This window comes from Leyella stercorea, assembly GCF_019052365.1.
Taxonomy (GTDB): Bacteria; Bacteroidota; Bacteroidia; order Bacteroidales; family Bacteroidaceae; genus Prevotella.
In genome coordinates, this window is sequence record NZ_JAHQUY010000039.1 from 1 (window position 1) to 21,582 (window position 21,582).

Annotated in this window: 17 protein-coding genes and 1 tRNA gene; 12 read left to right on the forward strand and 6 right to left on the reverse strand. The window is 53.5% G+C overall.

All coding sequences use genetic code 11. The annotated features are described in order from the left end of the window. Positions 1-384 precede the first annotated feature (384 nt). Entirely contained in the window at positions 385-561 is a 177-nt protein-coding gene (locus tag KTQ90_RS13740; protein WP_217348352.1) for a hypothetical protein, read from the reverse strand. Between the two features lie 56 nt (positions 562-617). Further along, positions 618-2,156: an arylsulfatase gene (locus KTQ90_RS08135; protein ID WP_217317982.1), complete on the reverse strand. Its 1,539-nt coding sequence runs from the start codon at positions 2,154-2,156 to the stop codon at positions 618-620. A gap of 220 nt (positions 2,157-2,376) precedes the next feature. Between KTQ90_RS08135 and KTQ90_RS08140 the strand changes: the two genes are divergently transcribed. The 6 genes from KTQ90_RS08140 (at position 2,377) to KTQ90_RS08165 (ending at position 11,057) form a co-directional block, all read left to right on the forward strand. Continuing rightward, entirely contained in the window at positions 2,377-2,598 is a 222-nt protein-coding gene (locus tag KTQ90_RS08140) for a dephospho-CoA kinase (protein WP_217317983.1), read from the forward strand. A gap of 6 nt (positions 2,599-2,604) precedes the next feature. Continuing rightward, positions 2,605-3,015, forward strand: a complete 411-nt coding sequence (locus KTQ90_RS08145; RefSeq protein ID WP_217317985.1) for a putative toxin-antitoxin system toxin component, PIN family — start codon at positions 2,605-2,607, stop codon at positions 3,013-3,015. Positions 3,016-3,021: 6 nt separating this feature from the next. After that, the gene (locus KTQ90_RS08150; protein ID WP_217317986.1) at positions 3,022-6,846 is read left to right on the forward strand and encodes a DUF4922 domain-containing protein; all 3,825 of its coding nucleotides are present in this window, start codon (positions 3,022-3,024) and stop codon (positions 6,844-6,846) included. 139 nt (positions 6,847-6,985) lie between these two features. Then, positions 6,986-8,260 (forward strand): MFS transporter, encoded by a 1,275-nt coding sequence (locus KTQ90_RS08155; RefSeq protein WP_217317987.1) that lies wholly within the window; start codon positions 6,986-6,988, stop codon positions 8,258-8,260. Continuing rightward, on the forward strand, positions 8,260-9,798 hold the full coding sequence (locus tag KTQ90_RS08160) for an MFS transporter (RefSeq protein ID WP_217317989.1): 1,539 nt from the start codon (positions 8,260-8,262) through the stop codon (positions 9,796-9,798). Before KTQ90_RS08155 ends, KTQ90_RS08160 begins: the two co-directional genes overlap by 1 nt. 98 nt (positions 9,799-9,896) lie before the next feature. After that, on the forward strand, positions 9,897-11,057 hold the full coding sequence (locus KTQ90_RS08165; RefSeq protein WP_217317990.1) for a Fic family protein: 1,161 nt from the start codon (positions 9,897-9,899) through the stop codon (positions 11,055-11,057). 176 nt (positions 11,058-11,233) lie between these two features. Here KTQ90_RS08165 and KTQ90_RS08170 read toward each other — a convergent pair whose 3' ends face one another. Genes KTQ90_RS08170 through KTQ90_RS08180 form a run of 3 tightly spaced genes read right to left on the reverse strand, consistent with a single transcriptional unit; the run spans position 11,234 to position 14,117 of the window. Next, the gene (locus KTQ90_RS08170) at positions 11,234-12,118 is read right to left on the reverse strand and encodes a carbon-nitrogen hydrolase (protein WP_217317991.1); all 885 of its coding nucleotides are present in this window, start codon (positions 12,116-12,118) and stop codon (positions 11,234-11,236) included. A 55-nt stretch (positions 12,119-12,173) separates the two neighbouring features. Then, on the reverse strand, positions 12,174-12,968 hold the full coding sequence (locus KTQ90_RS08175) for a TrmH family RNA methyltransferase (RefSeq protein ID WP_217317993.1): 795 nt from the start codon (positions 12,966-12,968) through the stop codon (positions 12,174-12,176). Positions 12,969-12,980: 12 nt separating this feature from the next. After that, entirely contained in the window at positions 12,981-14,117 is a 1,137-nt protein-coding gene (locus KTQ90_RS08180; protein WP_217317994.1) for an agmatine deiminase family protein, read from the reverse strand. A gap of 130 nt (positions 14,118-14,247) precedes the next feature. On the opposite strand from KTQ90_RS08180, the gene sppA reads away from it, so the two are divergent. From sppA to KTQ90_RS08210, 6 genes are all read left to right on the forward strand, one after another. After that, positions 14,248-16,026, forward strand: a complete 1,779-nt coding sequence (sppA, locus tag KTQ90_RS08185; protein WP_217317996.1) for a signal peptide peptidase SppA — start codon at positions 14,248-14,250, stop codon at positions 16,024-16,026. A 116-nt stretch (positions 16,027-16,142) separates the two neighbouring features. Further along, positions 16,143-17,267 carry a tetraacyldisaccharide 4'-kinase gene (gene lpxK / locus KTQ90_RS08190; protein WP_217317998.1) on the forward strand — a complete coding sequence of 375 codons (1,125 nt, stop codon included), beginning with the start codon at positions 16,143-16,145 and terminating at the stop codon, positions 17,265-17,267. After that, positions 17,206-18,015, forward strand: coding sequence for a purine-nucleoside phosphorylase (locus tag KTQ90_RS08195; protein WP_118355561.1), 810 nt, complete (start codon positions 17,206-17,208; stop codon positions 18,013-18,015). Before lpxK ends, KTQ90_RS08195 begins: the two co-directional genes overlap by 62 nt. Positions 18,016-18,036: 21 nt before the next feature. Beyond that, positions 18,037-19,110 carry a thiamine-phosphate kinase gene (gene thiL / locus KTQ90_RS08200; RefSeq protein WP_217317999.1) on the forward strand — a complete coding sequence of 358 codons (1,074 nt, stop codon included), beginning with the start codon at positions 18,037-18,039 and terminating at the stop codon, positions 19,108-19,110. 471 nt (positions 19,111-19,581) lie between these two features. Then, positions 19,582-19,654, forward strand: a tRNA-Phe gene (locus tag KTQ90_RS08205). 278 nt (positions 19,655-19,932) lie between these two features. Further along, positions 19,933-20,445: a hypothetical protein gene (locus KTQ90_RS08210; RefSeq protein ID WP_217318001.1), complete on the forward strand. Its 513-nt coding sequence runs from the start codon at positions 19,933-19,935 to the stop codon at positions 20,443-20,445. A gap of 328 nt (positions 20,446-20,773) precedes the next feature. Here KTQ90_RS08210 and KTQ90_RS08215 read toward each other — a convergent pair whose 3' ends face one another. Beyond that, positions 20,774-21,364 carry a porin family protein gene (locus tag KTQ90_RS08215; protein ID WP_217318002.1) on the reverse strand — a complete coding sequence of 197 codons (591 nt, stop codon included), beginning with the start codon at positions 21,362-21,364 and terminating at the stop codon, positions 20,774-20,776. Between the last annotated feature and the right edge of the window lie 218 nt (positions 21,365-21,582).

A 21,582-nucleotide genomic window follows, 5' to 3' on the forward strand; every position in this document is an offset into this window, starting at 1 on the left:
TGTGCAACTTTTTACTCATATTTATCAACTTAAATTAATTCCGCCAACGGGTTACTTTCTTGTATTTCTGGTTGCTTGCTGTAGGATTATCCGGATTAATCATCTGCAAATATCCTGCTGCAACAAGGGATGTGATGTATTTAGCTATATTTTTTGTATGATAGACAACACCGGCTCTTTCCAAAATTTCCCTACTTGTTCTTGGCACGCTACAGAAGTTTACTATATCCTTCTGTTTATTCGTCAATGGCACTCTTTTAGTGTCATGGTAACTATGTATAGTGTCATGGTCTTCGGCAAAAGTGTCATGGTCGGTGTCTAAGTCGGTGTCAGAGTGTCTAAGTTGAGTGTCATGGTCTTCGGCAAAAGTGTCATGGTCGGTGTCTAAGTCAGTGTCAGAGTGTCTAAGTCGTTGACAGTTGCATCCCTAACAGCTGCCTCGTCTGGCGCAAAACTACCGCAGTCGGTCATCATTTCTGCAAGTTCAACATTATCGAACACTTTGCGCTTGTCGGCACCATTCTTCACCCATACGATTCCCTTGTTGTCATGATAAGTCATGTGAATTACTGAACATCAGTACGTTACGAGCAATCAGTAAGATTTCAATAAGTATATTAATAAGGTAGCGTCACCTTGAACAGCGGATTGTCTACATGCTCCTTGCGTATAACATCTACAAGCTCGGCTACTATGTCGGGATGCGCAGCGCTCACGTCGTTGTCCTCGTGCAGGTCGGTGGCGAGGTTGTACAGGCGCGGCTTGCCCTTTACGACAATCAGCTTCCAGTCGCCACGGCGCACAGCAATCTGGTCGGTCTCGTGAAACTCCCAGTAGAGATGGTCGTGCTTCAGCTGCTTGGCATCGTCGCCGAGGAGCGTCGGAGCAATGGAGAGTCCGTCGAAGCCGTCGCCCGCGAGCTGGCGGTTGGTGTAGCGCTTGCGGAAGTTCTTCACGCCGGCGAGGTCGCAGAACGTAGGCATGAGGTCGTAGAAGGCGAACTGCAGGTCGTTCACCTCGCCCGCCTTGACGTGTCCGGGCCACCATGCGATGAACGGAATACGTATGCCGCCCTCGTAACACTGACGCTTGAGTCCGCGCAGCTTGCCGTCGCGTCCGAAGAATTCGGGGTCGGCGCCGCCCTCCTCATGAGGTCCGTTGTCGGAGGTGAAGATGACGAGCGTGTTCTTGTCGAGGCCCTTCTCGCGCAGCTTCGCCATCACCTCGCCCACGTACTGGTCGAGACGCGTTATCATTCCGGCAAACTGTGCGTGGGTATGCTCCACGGCGTTGTAGCGCGAGCCTTCCTGTCCGCCCCACGTCTTGTCGACGAAAAACTTCTTCTCGTAGCCCTCCACGATGCTGTCGTAGGGCTGTGCCAGTTCGGCGTGAGGCAGGGTGTACGTAAGGAAGCCCACGAACGGCTTCTTACCGTCCTGCTTGTCAATCCACTCGAGCGCCTTGTCGTGAATGATGCGCGCCGAATACTGCTGGCGCTTATGGTAGTCGCGTCCGAACATGGGGTATTGTATGTTCTGCTCCATCACCTCGCGCACTACCGCCGTGTCGCCCATAGAGCGCGAGTAGCGGTTGAGGAAGTTGGGATAATACAGATGCGCCTGAAACTGGCAGATGTAGCCGTAGAACTCGTCTACGCCGCGCTTGTCGGGCGTAGAGGGCGAGCCTTCGTAGCCGCCAGCCCACTTGCCGAAGACGCCTGTGGTGTAGCCGTTGTCCTTCAGCATCTCGGGCAGAATCTTGTGCTGCGGATCGTAAGGCTCCTGACCCACAACGGCAAAGTCTACGTTGTTGCCGTACATCACGGTATGCTCGGCTGACCAGTATTCGCGGTTGCCGCGCACGTGTCCATGACCCGAATGTTGACCCGTCATTATCGAAGCGCGCGAGGGCGCAGACACCGGCGAACCGGCGTAAGCCTGCGTGAAGCGCATGCCTTCCTCAGCCATGCGGTCGATGTTGGGCGTGCTGATATAGGGCTGTCCGTAGCAGGCGAGGTCGCCGTAGCCCATGTCGTCGCACAATATGAATATAATGTTGGGTTGTTTCGGCTGCACACGCTTTCCAGGCGCCTTCGCAGCCACGAGCGTAGGCACTACGGAGAGGGCGGCGCTCGCTAAGAGAATATTCTTATTCATCGCGAAATATGTTGTTTTAGAGTAATCGATTTGTTTTCAATGTATAAAATTACTGCAAATAATCCGAACGCCAAAATCATTTGACTACAAACGCATAAATTAAGCCGTTTTTACTCCGTTTTTCAGATAAAAAACATTACTTTTGCATATAGATTTTGCGCGGAAGCGCACATCTTAATCTAATAAAAGGACATTTACTAATAACTTTAAAGCAAACAATATGGCAGCAACAGTACTGAACGATGCGCAGATTGATATACTCAATATGATGCAATGGGTGAAAAGTCCCGAGGCTTTAGCTGACTTGAAACAAGCGATATCCGATTTCTTCGCAAAGAAAGCGAAGGAAGAGATAGACGCTATGTGGGCTAACGGAAAGATGAACGAGGCAAAGTTCGAAAGCTTTGAGAATCTTCACGAAAGAACTCCTTACAAACGATAGAAAGCTATGAACATTGTCTTGGATACCAACTGTCTGATTATGGCTATTTCGGCACAGAATGAATACTATCAAGTGTGGCAAGACTTTCTTGATGGCAAGTACGTTCTGTGCGTAACAAATGATATCATAGAGGAATACTCGGAAGTTATAGCGCGAAACATATCACCTTTGGTTTCCGAATTCATCATCACAGCCATTTTAAACAGGAAAAACATAAAACTTATATCACCTTCGTATGCTTTCCATCTTATAGAAGCAGACGAAGACGACAATAAATTTGTTGACTGCGCCATTATTGGCAACGCAAAGTATATTGTAACACAAGACCATCACTTCAATATTCTGAAACAAATATCATTTCCGAAAGTAGACGTGATAACACTGAAAGCGTTTCTTGCGGACTTGCAAAAACTATAAACAACAATGAGAGAGAAAATTGATTGCTTTCTGCCCTGCAACGATGTAGCCGAGATTGCCGACTCGCTGCAGACGCTGAGCCAAAGCAAGACTACACAGCATATAAACCTGCTCGTGAGCGCCGCAAGCGACATCTGCGCGTGCGGCGACTCGGACAGCATCAGCGACTGCACAGTGATTGCCGTCGACGGACTGACGTCGACAAAGACGCTGCTCACCATCGAGGAGCATACCGACGCCGAATACGTGCTGCTGAGCCTGAAGCACACGCCGGTGAGCCTCGGACTGCACGCGCTCGACCGACTGCTGCGCGTGGCTACCGACAGCAATGCGGGTATGGTGTACGCCGACTGCTACATACAGAAGGACGGCGTGCAGGAGAAACATCCTACCATCGACTATCAGACGGGCAGCATACGCGACGACTTCGACTTCGGACAGCTCGTGCTCATACGCGCATCGCTGCTGCACGAGTACGCGGCGAAGCAGCATCTCGCCGACTACAAGTGGGCGGGCTTCTACGACCTGCGCCTGTACATAAGCCGCAAGTCGCAGATTTTCCATCTTAACGAGTATCTGTACACGCAGGTGGAGACCGACTCGCGCAAGAGCGGCGAGCGCCAGTTCGACTACGTCAACCCACGCAACCGTGAGGTGCAGATAGAGATGGAACAGGCGGCAACGAAGCACCTCGACAAGATTGGCGCTACGGTAGACACGTCGAAGTATATGAAGCCCGACTACAGCGAGCAGGACTTCACGTACGAGGCTTCGGTGATTATACCTGTTTTCAACCGCGCCAAGACCATCGCCGACGCTGTCGGATCGGCTCTCGCACAGAAGACTACATTCAAGTATAACGTAATAGTGGTGGACAACCACTCCACCGACGGCACTTCAGACATCCTCGAAGCGGCTGCTGCCGAGGACAAGCGCCTCATACACATCGTTCCTGAGCGCACCGACCTCGGCATCGGCGGTTGCTGGAACGTGGCTGTCGACGACGCACGCTGCGGACGCTTCGCCGTGCAGCTCGACAGCGACGACCTCTACTCGTCGCTGCAGACGCTGCAGCGCATCGTCGACGAGTTTCACAAGCAGGGGGCTGCGATGATTGTGGGCTCCTACCGCATGTGCAACTTCCAGCTCGAGACGCTCCCGCCGGGACTTATCGACCACAAGGAGTGGACCGACCAGAACGGACCGAACAATGCGCTGCGCATAAACGGACTCGGCGCGCCGCGCGCTTTCTTCACGCCTATCTTGCGACAGATTCAGTTCCCGAACACGTCGTACGGCGAGGACTACGCCCTCGGACTTGCCTTCAGCCGCAAGTACCGCATCGGCAGAATCTTCGACGAGCTTTATCTGTGCCGCCGCTGGGACGGCAACAGCGACGCCGCCCTCAGCATAGAGCGCCAGAACGCCAACAACCTGTATAAGGACCGCCTGCGCACACTGGAGATTGCGGCGCGCCAGCAACTCTCCGAAGGCACCGCAGACGCCTCAGCCGACAGTTCGCTGCAGCGCTTCTTCAACCGCCAGCTGGAGGTGTGGGAGGATGCCAGACAGCACTTCCACGACCTGCGCAACGTGAAGACACGCGAGTTGTCGTGCGGCGAGATTACACTCAAGCTGCAGTTCAACCCCGCACGCATCGTCTCTACGGGCGCGAACATCGACCGCAAGACTATCGCCGAGCGCCCCTGCTTCCTCTGCGAGCAGAACCGACCGAAGGAGCAGATGCAGAAGCAGGTGGACAAGAACTTCACGCTGCTCGTCAACCCCTTCCCTATCATGCCCCAACACTTCACCATTCCGCTGCGCACGCACCGTCCGCAGAGCATCGGCATGAACTATGGCGAGATTTACCGACTGCTCAATGCCTATCCGACGCTGACGGTGTTCTATAACGGACCGAAGTGCGGCGCGTCGGCTCCCGACCACATGCACTTCCAGGCTGTATGTTCGGGCATGCTGCCGCTGCAGACCAACTGGCCCAGACTGAGCCGCGACACCGAAGTGATCATAAAGAACGACGAGCGCGGCGCGATAACAGCCGTACGCGGCTTCGCCGTGCCCGTATTCTCTATACGCACCACCGACCAGCACACGGGCGAACAGCTCTTCCGCAAGCTCTATTCGGCGCTGCCGATGCACGGCGGCGATACCGAGCCGATGATGAACATCATAGCATGGCGCGACGGCGACGACTATCAGGTGGTGGTGATACCACGCACGAAGCATCGTCCCGACTGCTACTTCGCCGACGGCGAGCAGAAGCGCCTCGTCAGTCCGGGTTCGCTCGACATGGCGGGCTTCATCGTCACACCGCGTAGCGAAGACTTCAATACGCTCAGCGCAGACGAAGCCGTAGCTATCTTGAAGGAGTGCGGCATGGACACGGCTACGTTCAACGAGACAGCCGAGAAGCTGCGCACACTTGCAGCGGGCAACCTCGCTTCTAACACCCACTTCGCAGGCAAGCAGCCAAACGTATCGGTAGGCATCGTGAGCGGCGCGAAGATATCTTTCTCGCTCAACAAGCCGTACATGGCTAAGGGCAACCTGATTGAGGGCGAGCAGGTGGTTGAGTTCCATGAGGGCGGCATTCTGTGGAACGGCAACCAGTATCGCGAGCTTACTTTACATCCGCAGCAGAACGACGCCTCGTTCTCTCTGCACGATGTCACAATCGGCGTCAACTTCCACTGGGAGCGTCAGGAGACGCAGACCTTCCTGGGCACGCTGCGCCTCGTGGTAGACTCAGACCGCGTCTGCGCCATCAACGAACTGCCCGTGGAGTCGTATCTTGAAAGCGTCATCTCAAGCGAGATGAGCGCCACATCGAGCCTCGAACTGCTCAAGGCGCACGCCGTCATCTCGCGCAGCTGGCTGCTTGCGCAGATTGAACAGCGCCACAAGCAGCAGACGGGCGCCGGAGGCAGCGGCTTCTTCTCGTTCATACGCAAGGACGACGAGCTGATAAAGTGGTACGACCGCGAAGACCACACCATCTTCGACGTATGCGCCGACGACCACTGCCAGCGCTATCAGGGCATCACAAAGGCTACGAGCAAGCATGTGGCGGAGGCTATACACGCCACACGCGGACAGATACTGATGGACAACGACGAGATATGCGACGCACGCTTCAGCAAGTGCTGCGGCGGCGCGACGGAGGAGTTCCAGTATTGCTGGGAGAACGTGAAGAAACCGTATCTTGCGGCGATACGCGACGTGGCTGACGCAAGCTCTTGCGGATGCAACAACGCCGGAGCCGCAGAACTGCCCGACCTGACCGTAGAGGAAAACGCCGAACGCTGGATTCGCACGGCGCCGGAGTCGTTCTGCAACACCGACGACAAGAAGATACTCTCGGAAGTGCTCAACGACTACGACCAGGAGACGACCGACTTCTATCGCTGGCACGTCACATACACGCAGGACGAGCTGAAGAGCCTCATCACAGAGCGTCTGAAGATGGAGTTCGGCGACATTCTCGACCTCGTTCCGGTGGAGCGTGGCAGCAGCGGACGCATCTGCCGCCTGAAGATTGTGGGATCGGAGCGCACCTTCACTATCGGTAAGGAACTGGAGATACGCCGTACGCTCAGCGATACGCATCTCTACAGTAGCGCCTTCGTGGTTGACAAGGAGGACGTAAAGGACGGTGTGCCGCAGACATTCCGACTCACGGGTGCAGGCTGGGGACACGGCGTGGGACTCTGCCAGATTGGTGCTGCAGTAATGGGCGCCAAGGGCTATAACTACGACCAAATCCTGCTGCACTACTACCGCGGAGCGGAGATAAAGAGGATATATAAGTAGTTTCAGGGGGTGCACTTGTCTCAAGTGCACCAACCAAGCAAGAACTGCACCAATTTTGAATTAAGAATTCGCAACTCAAAATCCAAAACTCAAAACACAAAATTGCCTTTGGCAATAATTAAAAATTAAAAATTAATAATTGAAAAAGACTAATCCGTGGGCATGGATCCCCACACTATATTTCGCAGAAGGCCTGCCCAACGTTGTCGTTACAGCCCTGTCGGTAGTCATGCTGATGCAGATGGGACTGAGCGATGCTGAGGTGGGACTCTACACGGGCTGGCTGGCTCTGCCTTGGGTGGTGAAGCCGCTATGGAGTCCGTTCATCGACCTGCTGAAGACAAAACGCTGGTGGGTGCTCACGATGCAGCTGCTCATGGGCAGTGCGCTGGCTGGCATCGCCTTCACGCTGCCTACGTCGTTCTGGTTTCAGGGCACGATGTTCTTCCTCTTCGCAATGGCGTTCGCCAGTGCCACACACGACATCTCTGCCGACGGCTTCTACATGATAGAGCTTGACGAGCACAACCAGGCGAAGTACGTCGGACTGCGCAATACGTTCTATCGACTCGCCGTCATCTTCGTGAACGGCGCGCTCGTGTCGCTCGCCGGCTTCCTTGAACATCAATTGCAGATGCCTGTGGTCTACACCTGGACGCTTATCTTCTACGCGCTCGCGGCACTCTTCATCGGCATCTGGCTCTACCACTGCAAGATGATGCCGCGTCCTGCCGATGATGTTAGTTCGGAGAAGAGCGTTGGAGAGGTGGCAAGCGAACTGAAGACTATGCTCGCCACATTCTTCTGCAAGTTCGGCACAAAGGAGACCGTGTTCGTGATGCTATTCCTGCTGTTCTACCGCTTTCCGGAAGCTCTGCTGAACACGATGACAAAGACGTTCCTCATGCGACCTACAGCCGAAGGCGGAATGGCTCTGACACCCGAGGAGTACGGACTGGCGCAGGGCACGGTGGGACTCATCGGACTGCTCTTGGGCGGAATACTCGGCGGCGTGCTCGTCAGTCGCGACGGCATGAAGCGCTGGCTGTGGCCGCTCGTATGCGCCATCACACTGCCCGACGTAGTGTACATCTACCTCAGCTACACGCTCGACTCTAATCTGTGGGTCGTATCGTCGTGCCTCTTCGTGGAGCAGTTCGGCTATGGCTTGGGCTTCACCGTATTGACGCTCTACATGCTTTACTACAGTCAGGGCAAGTTCCGCACCTCACATTATTCTATATGCACCGGCATCTCCTATCTCGGACTGATGCTGCCGGGCATGGTGTCGGGCTACGTTAAGGACATCATGGGCTACAAGATGTTCTTCATCTTCGTGATGGCGTGCTGCCTGATCACGTTCCTCGTGACGGCGTTCCTGAAGATTGACCCTGAGTTCGGAAAGAAAAAATAATGACAGACAAGCAAAAGAAAACAACCTACCGCACACACCGCAGAGGTGCAAAGACCCGCTGCCTGTGGTTTCCGTCGCTGATGTTCGGTGACGGATTGGCTGTGTCTGTGCTTGTTCTGACGATGGTGATGCTGCGCCGCATGGGACTTGACACCCCCGATACAGCGCTTGCCATCGCCTTGCTATGTCTGCCCGTGCTGCTGCGCCCGCTGTTCGAGATGATAGTCACCCACTTCTGGGGCACCACAAAGGTATGGATTCTCTCCACACAGTTCATCTCCGCTCTCTCGCTCGCCGCCGTAGCCTTCACGCTCCATACGAGCTACTGGCTGCTGGGCACGGCATGCTTCATGCCGTTCTTCGTCTGCTCGGCTCTGTTCTACAACATCGCCCTGCACCGTTTCTATGTCGACACGCCGATGAAGAAGTTGAGGTGTTGTGATGGTGAGATGGTGACATTACATTCGTCAAATCTCAACACCTCAACACCTCAACATCTCAACACCTCAACACCTCAACACCTCAACACCTCAACATCTCAACATCTCAACACCTCAACACCTCAACACCTCAACATCAACACCTCAACATCTACATCTCAACATCTCAACACCTCAACATCTACATCTCAACATCTCAACACCACAACACCTCAAATCTCAACACCCCAACACCTCAACACCACAACATCAATTATTGCCCTCCTCTTCGGCTGCGGAGTAATGGCTATGGTGGGCGGCAATATGGAAGTCGTGACACGCAACATACGCTACTCGTGGAGCTTTGTGTTCTACGTGATGGCAGGCGTGGAACTGTTTCTGTGGCTCTGGCACACCCTCTTCCTGCCCGGCGGACCGCACGGCTACGCCAAGCCGAAGCCTACGATGGGTCTGCATCGCGGCGAGTTCAGAGAGACTATGCGCCGTATGCTGCAGCGCAAGGACGACATCGCCACACTGATGTTTCTGCCGCTCTTCCTGCTGCCCGAAACGCTGCTCGCCCTCACCACCCCACTCTTCGTCATAGCCAAGCCACACAACGACGGACTGGGCATGTCGCCGCAGGAGTTCGCCTACGCGCAAGGCACAGCAGCCGTCATCGCCATCACCGTCGGCTATATTCTCGGCATATACGCCATACGCCGCCACGGACTGCGTCGTTGGCTGCTGCCCTCAGCCCTGCTGCTCGCCGTTCCGGGCGCCGCACAGCTCTTCCTCAGCTACAACACGGCAGCGCCACTCAGCATCGTAGCAGCCTCGCTGGCTGTGGGTCACGCCGCATTGGGCTTCGCTCTTAGCATGGTGAAGAAGGTGGTGGTGCGCTTCACGCGCAACATGCCCGACAGCACTTTGCGCCACGCAATAGCGCGCACGCTCATCGCCACGCCGTTCGTCATCGTTGGCGCATTAGCCAGCCTCATGCTCACCATCGCCGACTATCAGCGCATCTTTCAGCTCGCCACGGAGCTTGCCGTAGTGCCACTGATTATCAGCGTGTTCTACCTTTATCTCACACGCAGACAGCCGCAGGCGGAGTGAAACGATTTCCCAGCTTTCTTCTTCACCTTCTCGCCAAAAATGTGTATCTTTGCATTCTGTATAACACCAGTTGCAACTAACGAAAAAGATAGATAATCATGAGCAATAACAAGCAACTATATATCGACTTCGAAGCCTACGAACGTATGGCAGAGCCGCATAAACAAGAAAAGGCTTCTGCATGGCGTACAGCAATCGGTCTGCAGGATGTGGATGGACTGAAGGTGTCCGACTATCTAAGAGAGACTGCTGTACGCCATATTGAAGGCGATATCACCATTGATGATGTTAGGGAGCGGCTGAAATCTTATTATATCAACAAGACCACACATGACAAGGACGATGAAGAAAAGGAAGAAGCTGACCGAGTTGCAGCCAATATTGCAAAACTGCTGAGCGAAAAGTCGTTCTCGTTTACAGCGTTGGAATTTCTGAATATCCACAGACACCTGTTTGAAGGTGTGTTCAAACACGCAGGCGAGGTACGCACTTACGACATTAGCAAGAAAGAATGGGTGCTTCAAGACGACTCCGTTGTATATGGACGTGCAGCAGACATCATGATGGCATTGAGGTATGATATACAGCAAGAGAAAGAGTTCTATTACAAAGGACTGACCACCGATGAAATCATAGAACATATCGTTGATTTCGTCACGTTGCTTTGGCAGAACCACCCATTCCGCGAAGGCAACACAAGAACAACGGCGGTATTCGTCATCAAGTATCTGCGATCTATCGGATTCAAGGTAAACAATGATTTGTTTGCAAACAATTCGTGGTACTTCCGTAACGCATTAGTACGTGCCAACTATCGCAATCCATTAAAAGGAATAGAGCCGAACAAGTCTTTTCTAATCAAGTTTTTCCGCAATTTGATATTGGAGAAAGAAAACGAATTGAAAAACCGCTATATGCTTATTGGCTACCAGGATGATTGCGACACCCATACAAGTACCCATACAAGCACCCATACAAGTACCCATACAAGTACAAACAATTCCGTTAGCTCATTGAGCGAAAATGTAAAGCGTTTGGTTATAGTAATCGGTGCTGAAGAAAAAGGTATAAAAGAAATGATGGATGCTGTAGGATTGAGAAACCGCCCCAACTTTATCGAATACTCTCTTACTCCTGCCATCAACGGAGGACTTGTCACAATGAAATATCCCGACTCCCCCCGCCATCCGCGTCAGAAATACCTCCTGACAGTAAAAGGTCTGGCTGTGTATAATGAGTTTAAAGAAATGGGAAAATAAAGCCTCGGGCTGGTAGATACCGAGAAAAAGATGGAAGATGGCTGGAAGATACGCCCGTTTTGCGGACTATCTTCCAGCCATCTTTATATCCGTTTATGTTTGGTCTTCAACACATTACGATTGCACGACGCCCATAGCTGGAAGATATGGAAGATAAAAACGGCAATCGAGAATTATTAGTCGATAAATCGCTTTGTTATCTCGCCGTACATGTCGATGCGGCGATCGCGAAGGAAGGGCCACCAGCGGCGCACGTCCTCACTGTGAGCAAGGTCTACCTCCACGATCACGCTGTCCTCAGCGTCGGGAGCCGAGCGATAGAGCATCTCGCCCTGCGGACCCACAACCATTGACGAACCCCAGAACTCGATGCCCGGTGTCTGCTTGCTCGGGTCGGGCTCGAAGCCTACGCGGTTGACCGACACTACGGGGAGTCCGTTGGCTACTGCATGACCGCGCTGCACGGTTGTCCACGCCTCGCGCTGACGCTGCTGCTCGTCCTCGGTGTCAGACGCAGCGTAGCCGATAGCTGTAGGATAGATGAGCAGTTCGGCGCCCTGCAGAGCCATCAGTCGCGCTGCCTCGGGATACCACTGGTCCCAGCATACGAGCACGCCGAGCTTGCCCACGCTGGTCTGAATCGGACGGAAGCCAAGGTCGCCCGGTGTGAAGTAGAACTTCTCGTAGTAGGCAGGGTCGTCGGGGATGTGCATCTTGCGATACTTGCCAGCGATAGAGCCGTCGCGCTCCATGACGACAGCCGTGTTGTGGTACAGACCCGGAGCACGGCGCTCGAAGAGCGATGTGACGATAACCACGTTGCACTCGCGTGCCAATGCGCCGTAGAAGTCGGTAGACGGACCGGGGATAGGCTCCGCAAGGTCGAAGTTGTCTACATCCTCCACCTGACAGAAGTAGAGCGAGTTGTGCAGTTCCTGCAGCACAACGAGTTCTGCGCCACGCTTTGCGAGGTCGCGCACGCCGTCGGCAAGACGCTGCATGTTTGTCTTCACGTCAGCCACGTTGTGCTGCTGAAGATATCCTATTTTCAAGTGTTTCATAATCTTACTACGTATTTATTTTGTTGCAAAGATAGCCATTTTCGGTTAAAAAGCCTCATCTCAACTGCCAGAAAGCCACGGCAGCAGCTGCGGCAACATTGAGCGAGTCGATGCCGCGCGCCATCGGTATGCGCACCACATAGTCGGCGGCAGCGATAGTAGCGGCAGGCAGTCCGTCGCCCTCGTTGCCCATGACGATAGCAAGACGAGGCTCGGCGAGCAGCGCAGCATCGTCGATAGACACCGAATTGTCGGTGAGAGCCATCGCAGCGGTGCGGAAGCCATATTGGTTCAGGTCGCTGACCGGACCGTCTATCCATGTCCAGGGGATAGAGAACACCGCACCCATCGACACCCTCACCGCACGGCGGTTGAGCGGGTCGCAGGAAGTGCGCGTCATAAGCACGGCGTCAATGCCAAGAGCGGCAGCCGAGCGGAACATAGCTCCAACATTGGTGGCGTCGACAACACCGTCGATGACCACCACACGGCGCGCATCGCGGCACACCTCCTCAACGCTTAGCTCCGCAGGGCGACGCATAGCACAGAGCACGCCGCGCGTAAGCACGTAGCCTGTGAGCGAGGCAAGCAGTTCGCGACTGCCCGTATATACAGGTATGTCACCACACCGACTGATTATCTCTGCCGCATCGCCCACTACATGACGCTGCTCGCAAAGCAAAGCTAAGGGCTCGTAACCCTCAATCAACGCACGATCGATGACCTTCGGACTCTCCACGATGAACACGCCGCTACCCTTTTCGTAGCTGTGGCGCAACTGCTTCTCCGTGAGACTCGAGAAAAGCTCAACACCGGGGAAGTCAAGCGAATCAATTTCTACTATAGCCATTGCGCAAACCGTTTATTTCGCCAACTGACACTCGGCAGGATACTGCATTGTGAGACAATGGATAGATCCGTGCTGACGAACGATAGTGCGCGAGTCGATGCCGATGATGTCGTAGCCGGGGAAAGCCTCAGCCACGAGAGCCAAAGCACGGGCATCGTTCTCCTCCTGTGCGTATGTAGGCACGATGACAGCGCCGTTGATGATGAGGAAGTTGGCGTAGGTAGCCGGCAGACGGTCGCCGTCGTCGTAGAGTGCGTCGGGCATAGGCAGACGCAGCAGGCGATAAGGCTTGCCATCGGCGTCGGTGGCAGCCTTCAGTTGCTGCTCAAGAGCGTGCAGGTCGGCATACTGCGGGTCGTTCTCGTCGTCGCAACCCACATAAAGTAGCGTATTGTCGGGACAAATGCGCACGATGGTGTCGATATGTCCGTCGGTGTCGTCGCCGATGAGCTGTCCGTGGTCGAACCATACTATCTTGCGGGCGCAGAGTCGCTCCTTCAACACCTGCTCCACCTCTGCCTGCGACATTGGCTGGTTGCGGTTGGGCGCCATAAGGCATACGCTCGTGGTGAGCACCGTGCCGCGTCCGTCGCTTTCGATAGAACCGCCTTCGAGCACAAAGTCGTCATAGTCGACACGCTCGCCAGCGAACACTCCGCGAGCATGGAGCGTACGGTTGATGAGGTTGTCCTTGTCGGCAGCGAACTTCTCGCCCCATCCGTTGAAACGGAAGTCGAGAAGGCGGCAGGAGGCTACGGCATTCTTGCCGTAGTCACGCACCGTTTGCTCGGTTGGTGCAGCAGAGACTGCTGCACCCCCTACGTGAATGTCGTTGCCTTCTGCAGTGGGGATGAGCGTGATGAAGGCATGGTCGCGAGCCCAAGTGTCGTTGTTATCACACTCGTAGATGCGCACGTTCTCCATCTCCTCGTCAGAAAGACTCTGCTCAAGCTCTTCGCGCACCGCGTCTGGATGCTTTGCGGCGATGACAAGCGGCTCGTAATGAGCCACAGCCTTGGCTATCTGCACGAAAGTTTCGGTGATGTCGTCGAGGTACGGAAGCCAGTCGGTATCCTCGTGAGGCCATGTGAGTTGCACGCATGACTGACGATGCCACTCGGCAGGAAGTATGTAGTTTTTGTTCTGCATAAATCTAACAATGTGTCATTTTTGTTTAAAACTACTGCAAAGTTAGTGTTTTTCCGTCAAACAGTCTTACAATTCAAGTTTTTTGACTAAATTTGCAAATAATACTTTATACTCTAAAAAAGAAAAACTTATGAAAGACTTCATCAAAAACGTGCTTGCCACGATGGTCGGTATGTTCGGATTCTTCATCGTGATGGGCGTTATCGGTATGATGAGCATCATCGGCATGATAGCGTCGGGCAACGCCGCACAGAACGTGGAGAAGAACTCGGTGTTCGTGCTCAATCTTTCGGGAACTATCAGCGAGCAGGGATCGGAGAACCCGCTCAGCATGTTCACAGGCGACAACTCGCTGAACAGCGGACTGAACGACATTCTCTCGTCTATCAAGAAGGCTAAGGCTAACGACGACATAAAAGGCATATACATAGAAGCGGGCGCACTTGCAGCCAACTACGCTACGCTGCAGGAGATACGCAACGCACTCGCCGACTTCCGCAAGAGCGGCAAGTGGATTGTGGCTTACGGCGACTTCTACACGCAGGGCGCCTACTACGTAGCGTCGGTAGCCGACAAGGTGTACATCAACCCGAAGGGCATCGTCGACTGGCACGGCATCGGTGCGCAGACCATGTTCTACAAGGACTTCATGGCGAAGTTCGGCGTGAAATGGGAGGTTGTTAAGGTAGGCACATTCAAGAGTGCGACGGAGACCTTCACCGAGGAGAAGATGAGCGACGCCAACCGCTTGCAGACAAAGACCTTCATCGACGGCACATGGCGCAACGTATGCGACGCCGTATCGAAGAGCCGCGGCATAAGCGTCGACTCGCTCAACAGCTACGCCGACTCGTATCTCGCGCTGCAGGCTACAGAGACGCTCGTGAAGGCAAAGATGGTTGACGGCATGATGTACGGCGACCAGGTGAAGGACGCCGTGAAGAAGATGATGAAGCTCGAGAAGGACGACGACATTGCGCAGCTCACTCTGAACGACATGCTCAACGTGAAGGACGGCAAGGTGGAAGGCAGCGAGATTGCCGTCTACTATGCAGAGGGCGACATCGTGCAGGACCCAAAGGCTGCTACGATGTTCGGCAACAACAACTATATAGCAAGTCGCAAGGTGTGCAAAGACCTTGAGGACCTGATGAACGACGACGACGTGAAGGCGGTGGTTGTGCGCATCAACTCGGGCGGCGGCGACGCTTACGCTTCGGAGCAGATGTGGCACCAGATGAGCGAGCTGCGCAAGGTGAAACCGGTAGTGGTGTCGATGGGCGACTATGCTGCGTCGGGTGCTTACTATATGTCGGCTCCGGCGTCGTGGATCGTGGCTCAGCCGAACACGCTGACGGGCAGCATCGGTATCTTCGCCGTGATACCCGACCTCAGCGGACTCGTCACAACAAAACTCGGCGTGCGCTTCGACGAGGTGAAGACCAACCGCAACTCTACATTCGGCAACCTCATGGCACGCCCGTTCAACGCCGAAGAGAAGGCTATGCTGCAGGCAAGCGTCAACCGCGGATACAGTCTGTTCCGCCAGCGTGTGGCTGAGGGCAGACGTCTGCCGGTGGAAAGCGTGGAGAAGATAGCACAGGGACGCGTTTGGCTCGCTACCGACGCACTCAACATAAAGCTCGTAGACCAGCTGGGCGGCATCGACGACGCCGTGAAGAAGGCTGCAGAGCTCGCAAAGCTGAAGGACTACTACACAAGCGACTATCCTGCAGCGGCTTCGTGGATGGACGCTATGCTCAACTCGATGTCGTCGTCGGGAACTTATCTTGACGAACAGCTCAGACAGACGCTCGGCGACTTCTACCAGCCGTTCACCATGCTGCGCTCTATCGATAAGCGCGAGGCTATCCAAGCACGCATACCATACGCTATAAGCATCAAGTAATGAGATGGTGTTGTGGTGAGATGGTGTTGTGGTGAAATGGTGACAATACTTTAACTTGCTCTTGTTTTTCCTTATAACATATAAAGGACAGCACGGAGCGTTTAATTATAATAAATGTGAGAACAGAAGGCGACTTTATAAAAATCAACGAGTGGCTGCTACCGCTTAGCTGGCTCTACGGATTGGGAGTGCGACTGCGCAATTGGATGTTCAATATCGGACTGAAGAAGAGCCGCAGCTTCGACATACCCGTAATATCTGTGGGCAACATAACGGTGGGAGGCTCGGGCAAGACTCCACACGTGGAATATCTCATCAATCTGCTGCATGAGAAGTTCCGCGTGGCTGTGCTCTCGCGCGGATACAAGCGCAAGAGTAGCGGCTATCTGCTCGCCGACAAGGACACCACAATGCCCGAAATTGGTGACGAGCCGTTCCAGATGAAGAGCAAATACAAGGACATCTATGTAGCGGTAGACAAGAACCGCTGCCACGGCATCGACCGACTCACTACTGACGAAGCCACAAAGGATGTGGACGCCATTCTGCTCGACGACGCATACCAGCACCGCTACGTGAAACCGGGCATAAACATTCTGCTCATCGACTATCACCGACTGATAATCTACGACAAGCTGCTGCCTGCCGGACGCATGCGCGAACCGAAGGAGGGCACGTCGAGAGCCGACATAGTGATTATAACGAAGTGCCCGAAGGACCTGAAGCCGATGGAGTTCCGCGTGCTGAAGCGCGCGCTCAACCTCTATCCTTATCAGGAGCTTTACTTCACAACGCTGCGCTACAACGCCCTGAAGGCGCTGTTCTCGAACGAGCGCATCTCGCTCAACTCGCTGCCAAAGAACACTAACATTCTGTTGCTAACGGGCATCGCCTCACCAGAGCAGATGATGGTAGACCTGCAGACGGTGACGAAGCGCATCACGCCACTCACCTTCGGCGACCACCATCAGTTCACCGCAGAAGACGTGGAACGCATCAACAGCACGTTCGCCGCAATGCCCAAGCCGAAGATTATCGTCACCACAGAGAAGGACGCTACACGACTTGAGCACGTGGAAGGACTCTCGAAAGAAACAAAATCAAATATCTATGCCCTACCGATTCGCATACAATTCATGCTCGGAGGGGAGGAAGAATTCAACAATAAAATTATAAGCTATGTACGAAAAAATTCAAGAAACAGCATCTTGGTTAAAAGAAAGAATGACCACAAAGCCTGAAACTGCCATCATCCTTGGCACAGGTCTCGGACAGCTCGCAACTGAAATCACAGACAGCTACGAGTTCTCATATTCAGACATCCCTAACTTCCCCATATCTACCGTTGAGGGCCACTCTGGCAAGCTCATCTTCGGCAAGCTCGGCGGCAAGGACATCATGGCGATGCAGGGACGCTTCCACTACTACGAGGGCTACTCGATGAAGGACGTTACGTTCCCTATCCGCGTGATGTACGAACTGGGCATCAAGACCCTCTTCGTAAGCAACGCTTCGGGCGGCATGAACCCTGAGTTCAAGATCGGCGACCTGATGATCATCACCGACCACATCAACTTCTTCCCGGAGCACCCGCTGCGCGGCAAGAACTTCCCGACCGGTCCGCGCTTCCCGGATATGCACGAGACTTACGACCATGCTCTCATCAAGGAGGCTGACCAGATTGCCGAGGAGAAGGGCATCCGCGTGATGCACGGCGTATACGTAGGCGTGCAGGGTCCGACATTCGAGACTCCGGCTGAGTACAAGATGTACCACCGTCTCGGCGGCGACGCCGTAGGCATGAGCACCGTGCCTGAGGTAATCGTGGCTCACCACTGCGGCATCCGCACATTCGGCATCTCTATCATCACCGACCTCGGACTGGAGGACACTCCTGTTGAGGTATCGCACGAGGAGGTGCAGGTAGCTGCCAACAACGCACAGCCGCTCATGACCGAAATCATGCGCGAGATGATTCGTCGAGCTTAACAGTATACATTAATTATATATATGACCGACATTTCAAAACTTGGTGAGTTTGGTCTTATCCACCATCTCACCGACAACATAAAAATAAAGAACGAATCGACCGTGAAGGGCGTGGGCGACGACTGCGCCGTGCTCCATTACCCAGACTCTGAAGTGCTCGTAACGACCGACATGCTCATGGAGGGCGTACACTTCGACCTCACATATATCGACCTGCAGCATCTCGGATACAAGTCGGCAATGGTGAACATCAGCGACATCTTCGCCATGAACGGCACACCGCGACAGCTCACCGTGAGCATCGCGTTGAGCAAGCGCTTCAAGGTGGAGGACATGGAGGAGTTTTACAGCGGACTGCGCATGGCTTGCGACAAGTGGGGCGTCGACATCGTTGGCGGTGACACCACATCGTCGTACACCGGACTCGCCATCAGCATCACCTGCATCGGTGAGGCTCGCAAGGAGGACATCGTCTACCGCAACGGAGCGAAGGACACCGACCTTATCTGCGTGACGGGCGACCTCGGTGCGGCTTACATGGGTCTGCAACTACTCGAACGCGAGAAGAGCGTCTACTACCAGCAGGTGGACGAGGCGCGCAAGAAGAACGACAAGCGTGCGCTCGAAGAGCTGAAGGGCTTCCAGCCCGACTTCGCCGGCAAGGAGTATCTGCTGCAGCGCCAGTTGCAGACCGAGGCTCGCGGCGACATTATAGCTCGCTTCCGCGAACTGAACATCCGACCGACAGCGATGATGGACATCAGCGACGGACTCTCAAGCGAACTGATGCACATCTGCAAGCAGTCGAACTGCGGATGCCGCATCTATGAGAAGAACATACCGATCGACTATCAGACGGCGGTGATGGCTGAAGAGCTGAACATGAACGTAACAACGTGCGCCCTCAACGGCGGGGAGGACTACGAACTGCTCTTCACCGTGCCAATCGGCGACCACGAGAAGATTCAGCAGATGGACAACGTGAAGCTGATTGGACACATCACACGTCCTGAACTCGGACAGATGCTCGTAACACGCGACAACCAGGAGTTCGAACTGAAGGCGCAGGGATGGAATCCACTGAGCGATAAGTAATATAATTGGAGGGTATGGCATCCTACCATACCCACGCAGTCTCATAGGGGGTGCAGCAGTCTCTGCTGCACCAACCGAGCTACTCCATAGAAGCCCACACCTTTCTTTTATCAATAAAAAGCAGTATTCTATTGTTGCAAAAACTCAGACTTAGTGTTGTAGAAGCTCTGCTCTACTCACCGGACAGCGGACGCAATCCAATCGGACAGCGGACGCAATCCAATCGGACGGCGGACGCAATCCGATCGGGCGGCGAACGCAATCCGATCGGGCGGCGAACGCAATCCGATCGGGCGGCGTTCGGTATACAATGACAAGAACATAGGCTTTACATTATTAATTTCCACTCTCACACCACTATATAATCACACAACTTACGGTTCAAAATATCATTTTTCACAAAAAATCGGCAAATAATTTGGCAGATTCAAAAATAATGCGTATCTTTGCACTCGCAAAATTAACGCAGTTGGTGCCATAGCTCAGTTGGTAGAGCAAAGGACTGAAAATCCTTGTGTCCCCGGTTCGATTCCTGGTGGCACCACCTTCCTAAAAGGAGTTACTCGTAAAGAGTGACTCCTTTTCTTGTTTATACGTGAATCCTCCGTAGCGGCGGTATCCTGCCGCCTCAGCAAGCAACAACACTAATTGAATCTTACAACGATATTCTGTGTTTCGAACACGAATCGCACGAATTTTAAATAGTAGAACTTGATCTGTTGTTACGTTTACATACGATATTATGAACATTCCAGACTTTCCGCTTGCTCGCTTCAATAATAATCGCTAAATTAGCAATCGCTAACTATAAACCACATTGTTATGAAGAAATTGATTTGTGCAATAATGTTTTTGCTGTCTTTGCCAGCGGCGTCTGTACATGCACAGGCATTCAAGGAGATGACCTTCTTCGAGTTGTCGGCAGGAAGCGGAGTGAAGCACCACGGAATAACCCCCGTCGATTTCTCGTTCAAGCTCCACGTTGACCTTCTTCCTTTTGCCTATATCTTCATCGCCGCGGAGGACAACATCGCGCTTTACAAGAACGACGGTGCGAAGAGCTACTCCAATGGGTGTAGCATGGGCGGCGGACTGGGCTTCAAGCTGCTCAACGGCGTGAAGAGCAAGCATGCACTCGACGTGCGTGTGAAGTCATTGAGCACCCTGGGCAGTCCCGACTGGAAGCGCAACACTTACGACGCTTCGCTGGCTTGGTACCTCAAAACTGAAAAGTTCTCGCCGATTGTGGAGCTTGGCTACAGATACCTCGACTCGCGCACCAAGGGCATCGACAATTACGGCAACGCCTATCTCACTATCGGATTGAGATACTAACGTATAAGGGTACGACGCCCTTGCTCGGGTTATTCGTGTTTGTCATAAATCAATTAGCGTTTTTTATTGCTGCGGCGGCAGGATACCGCCGCTACGGAGCCGAAACAACCATGGATATTATATAGAAACCGCTTAATTAGCTATAATAAAAAAACGAACACGAATAGCGCGAATAGCACGAATGGAGATATCCTGTATTCGTGAAATTCGAGTTATTCGTGTTCGTCGTAAAAATCAATTAGTATTATGCTTTGTTGGTGCAGTTCTTGCTTGGTTGGTGCACTTGAGACAAGTGCACCCCCTTGAGGCACCCCCTTAAAGTGTCAGTTTAGAGCGCGAACTTGTATCCTACTGTGAACTGGAACACGCTGTGGCGTGAGTCAGCCTTCTCGAAAGTCTTTGTGCAGCCGAAGTTGTAGCGTGCGTCGAACACTACGTTGCTGAACTCGTAAGAGAGACCTACGGGGATAGAGAAATCGAAGCCCTTAACGCCGTCGAGGTCTACCGACTCGCTATGACCATTAACAGTTGTCTTCACAGAACTGTTCACCTTGAACGCCGGCTGGATACCGAGCTTAACGGCGAGACCCTTGAAGAGATATACGTTGGCAAGGATAGGCACGTTGATGTAGTCGAGCTTCATAGTCTGGTCGGCGTTAATGCCCATGAAGTTGAACTCGCCGGTAGCGCCCTGCTGCGAGTAGAGCAAGCCGAACGAAACACCTACGAGGTCGCTGAACTGATACTGACCCTCGGCGCCTACAGCCAAGCCGATGCGCGGGTCAGAGCCGTCAAGCTCTGTCATTGAAGCCACGTTGAGACCAACCTTAGGCTGCAGAGTGAATGTGCCTGCTGCCTGCTGTGCGAACGATGCTACTGAAGACAGCACGAAAGCTGCCATGAGAAATAATTTCTTCATAATTGTTTGAATTTAGATGCACGGCAACGCCCACGAGCCATGCCGTTATACGTTGTGTTTTCATAGGACGCCCTCCCTCTCCGCATGGGCGTTAGCCATAGGCATTGCGGAAGAAAAGCGCCCTGATAATTTAAAAGAGCATCGCAAATGTATAAACAATTGACAAATACTGCGGCTTTCGAATAGTTAAATAGCATTAATTCCGTTAATTTGTTCAC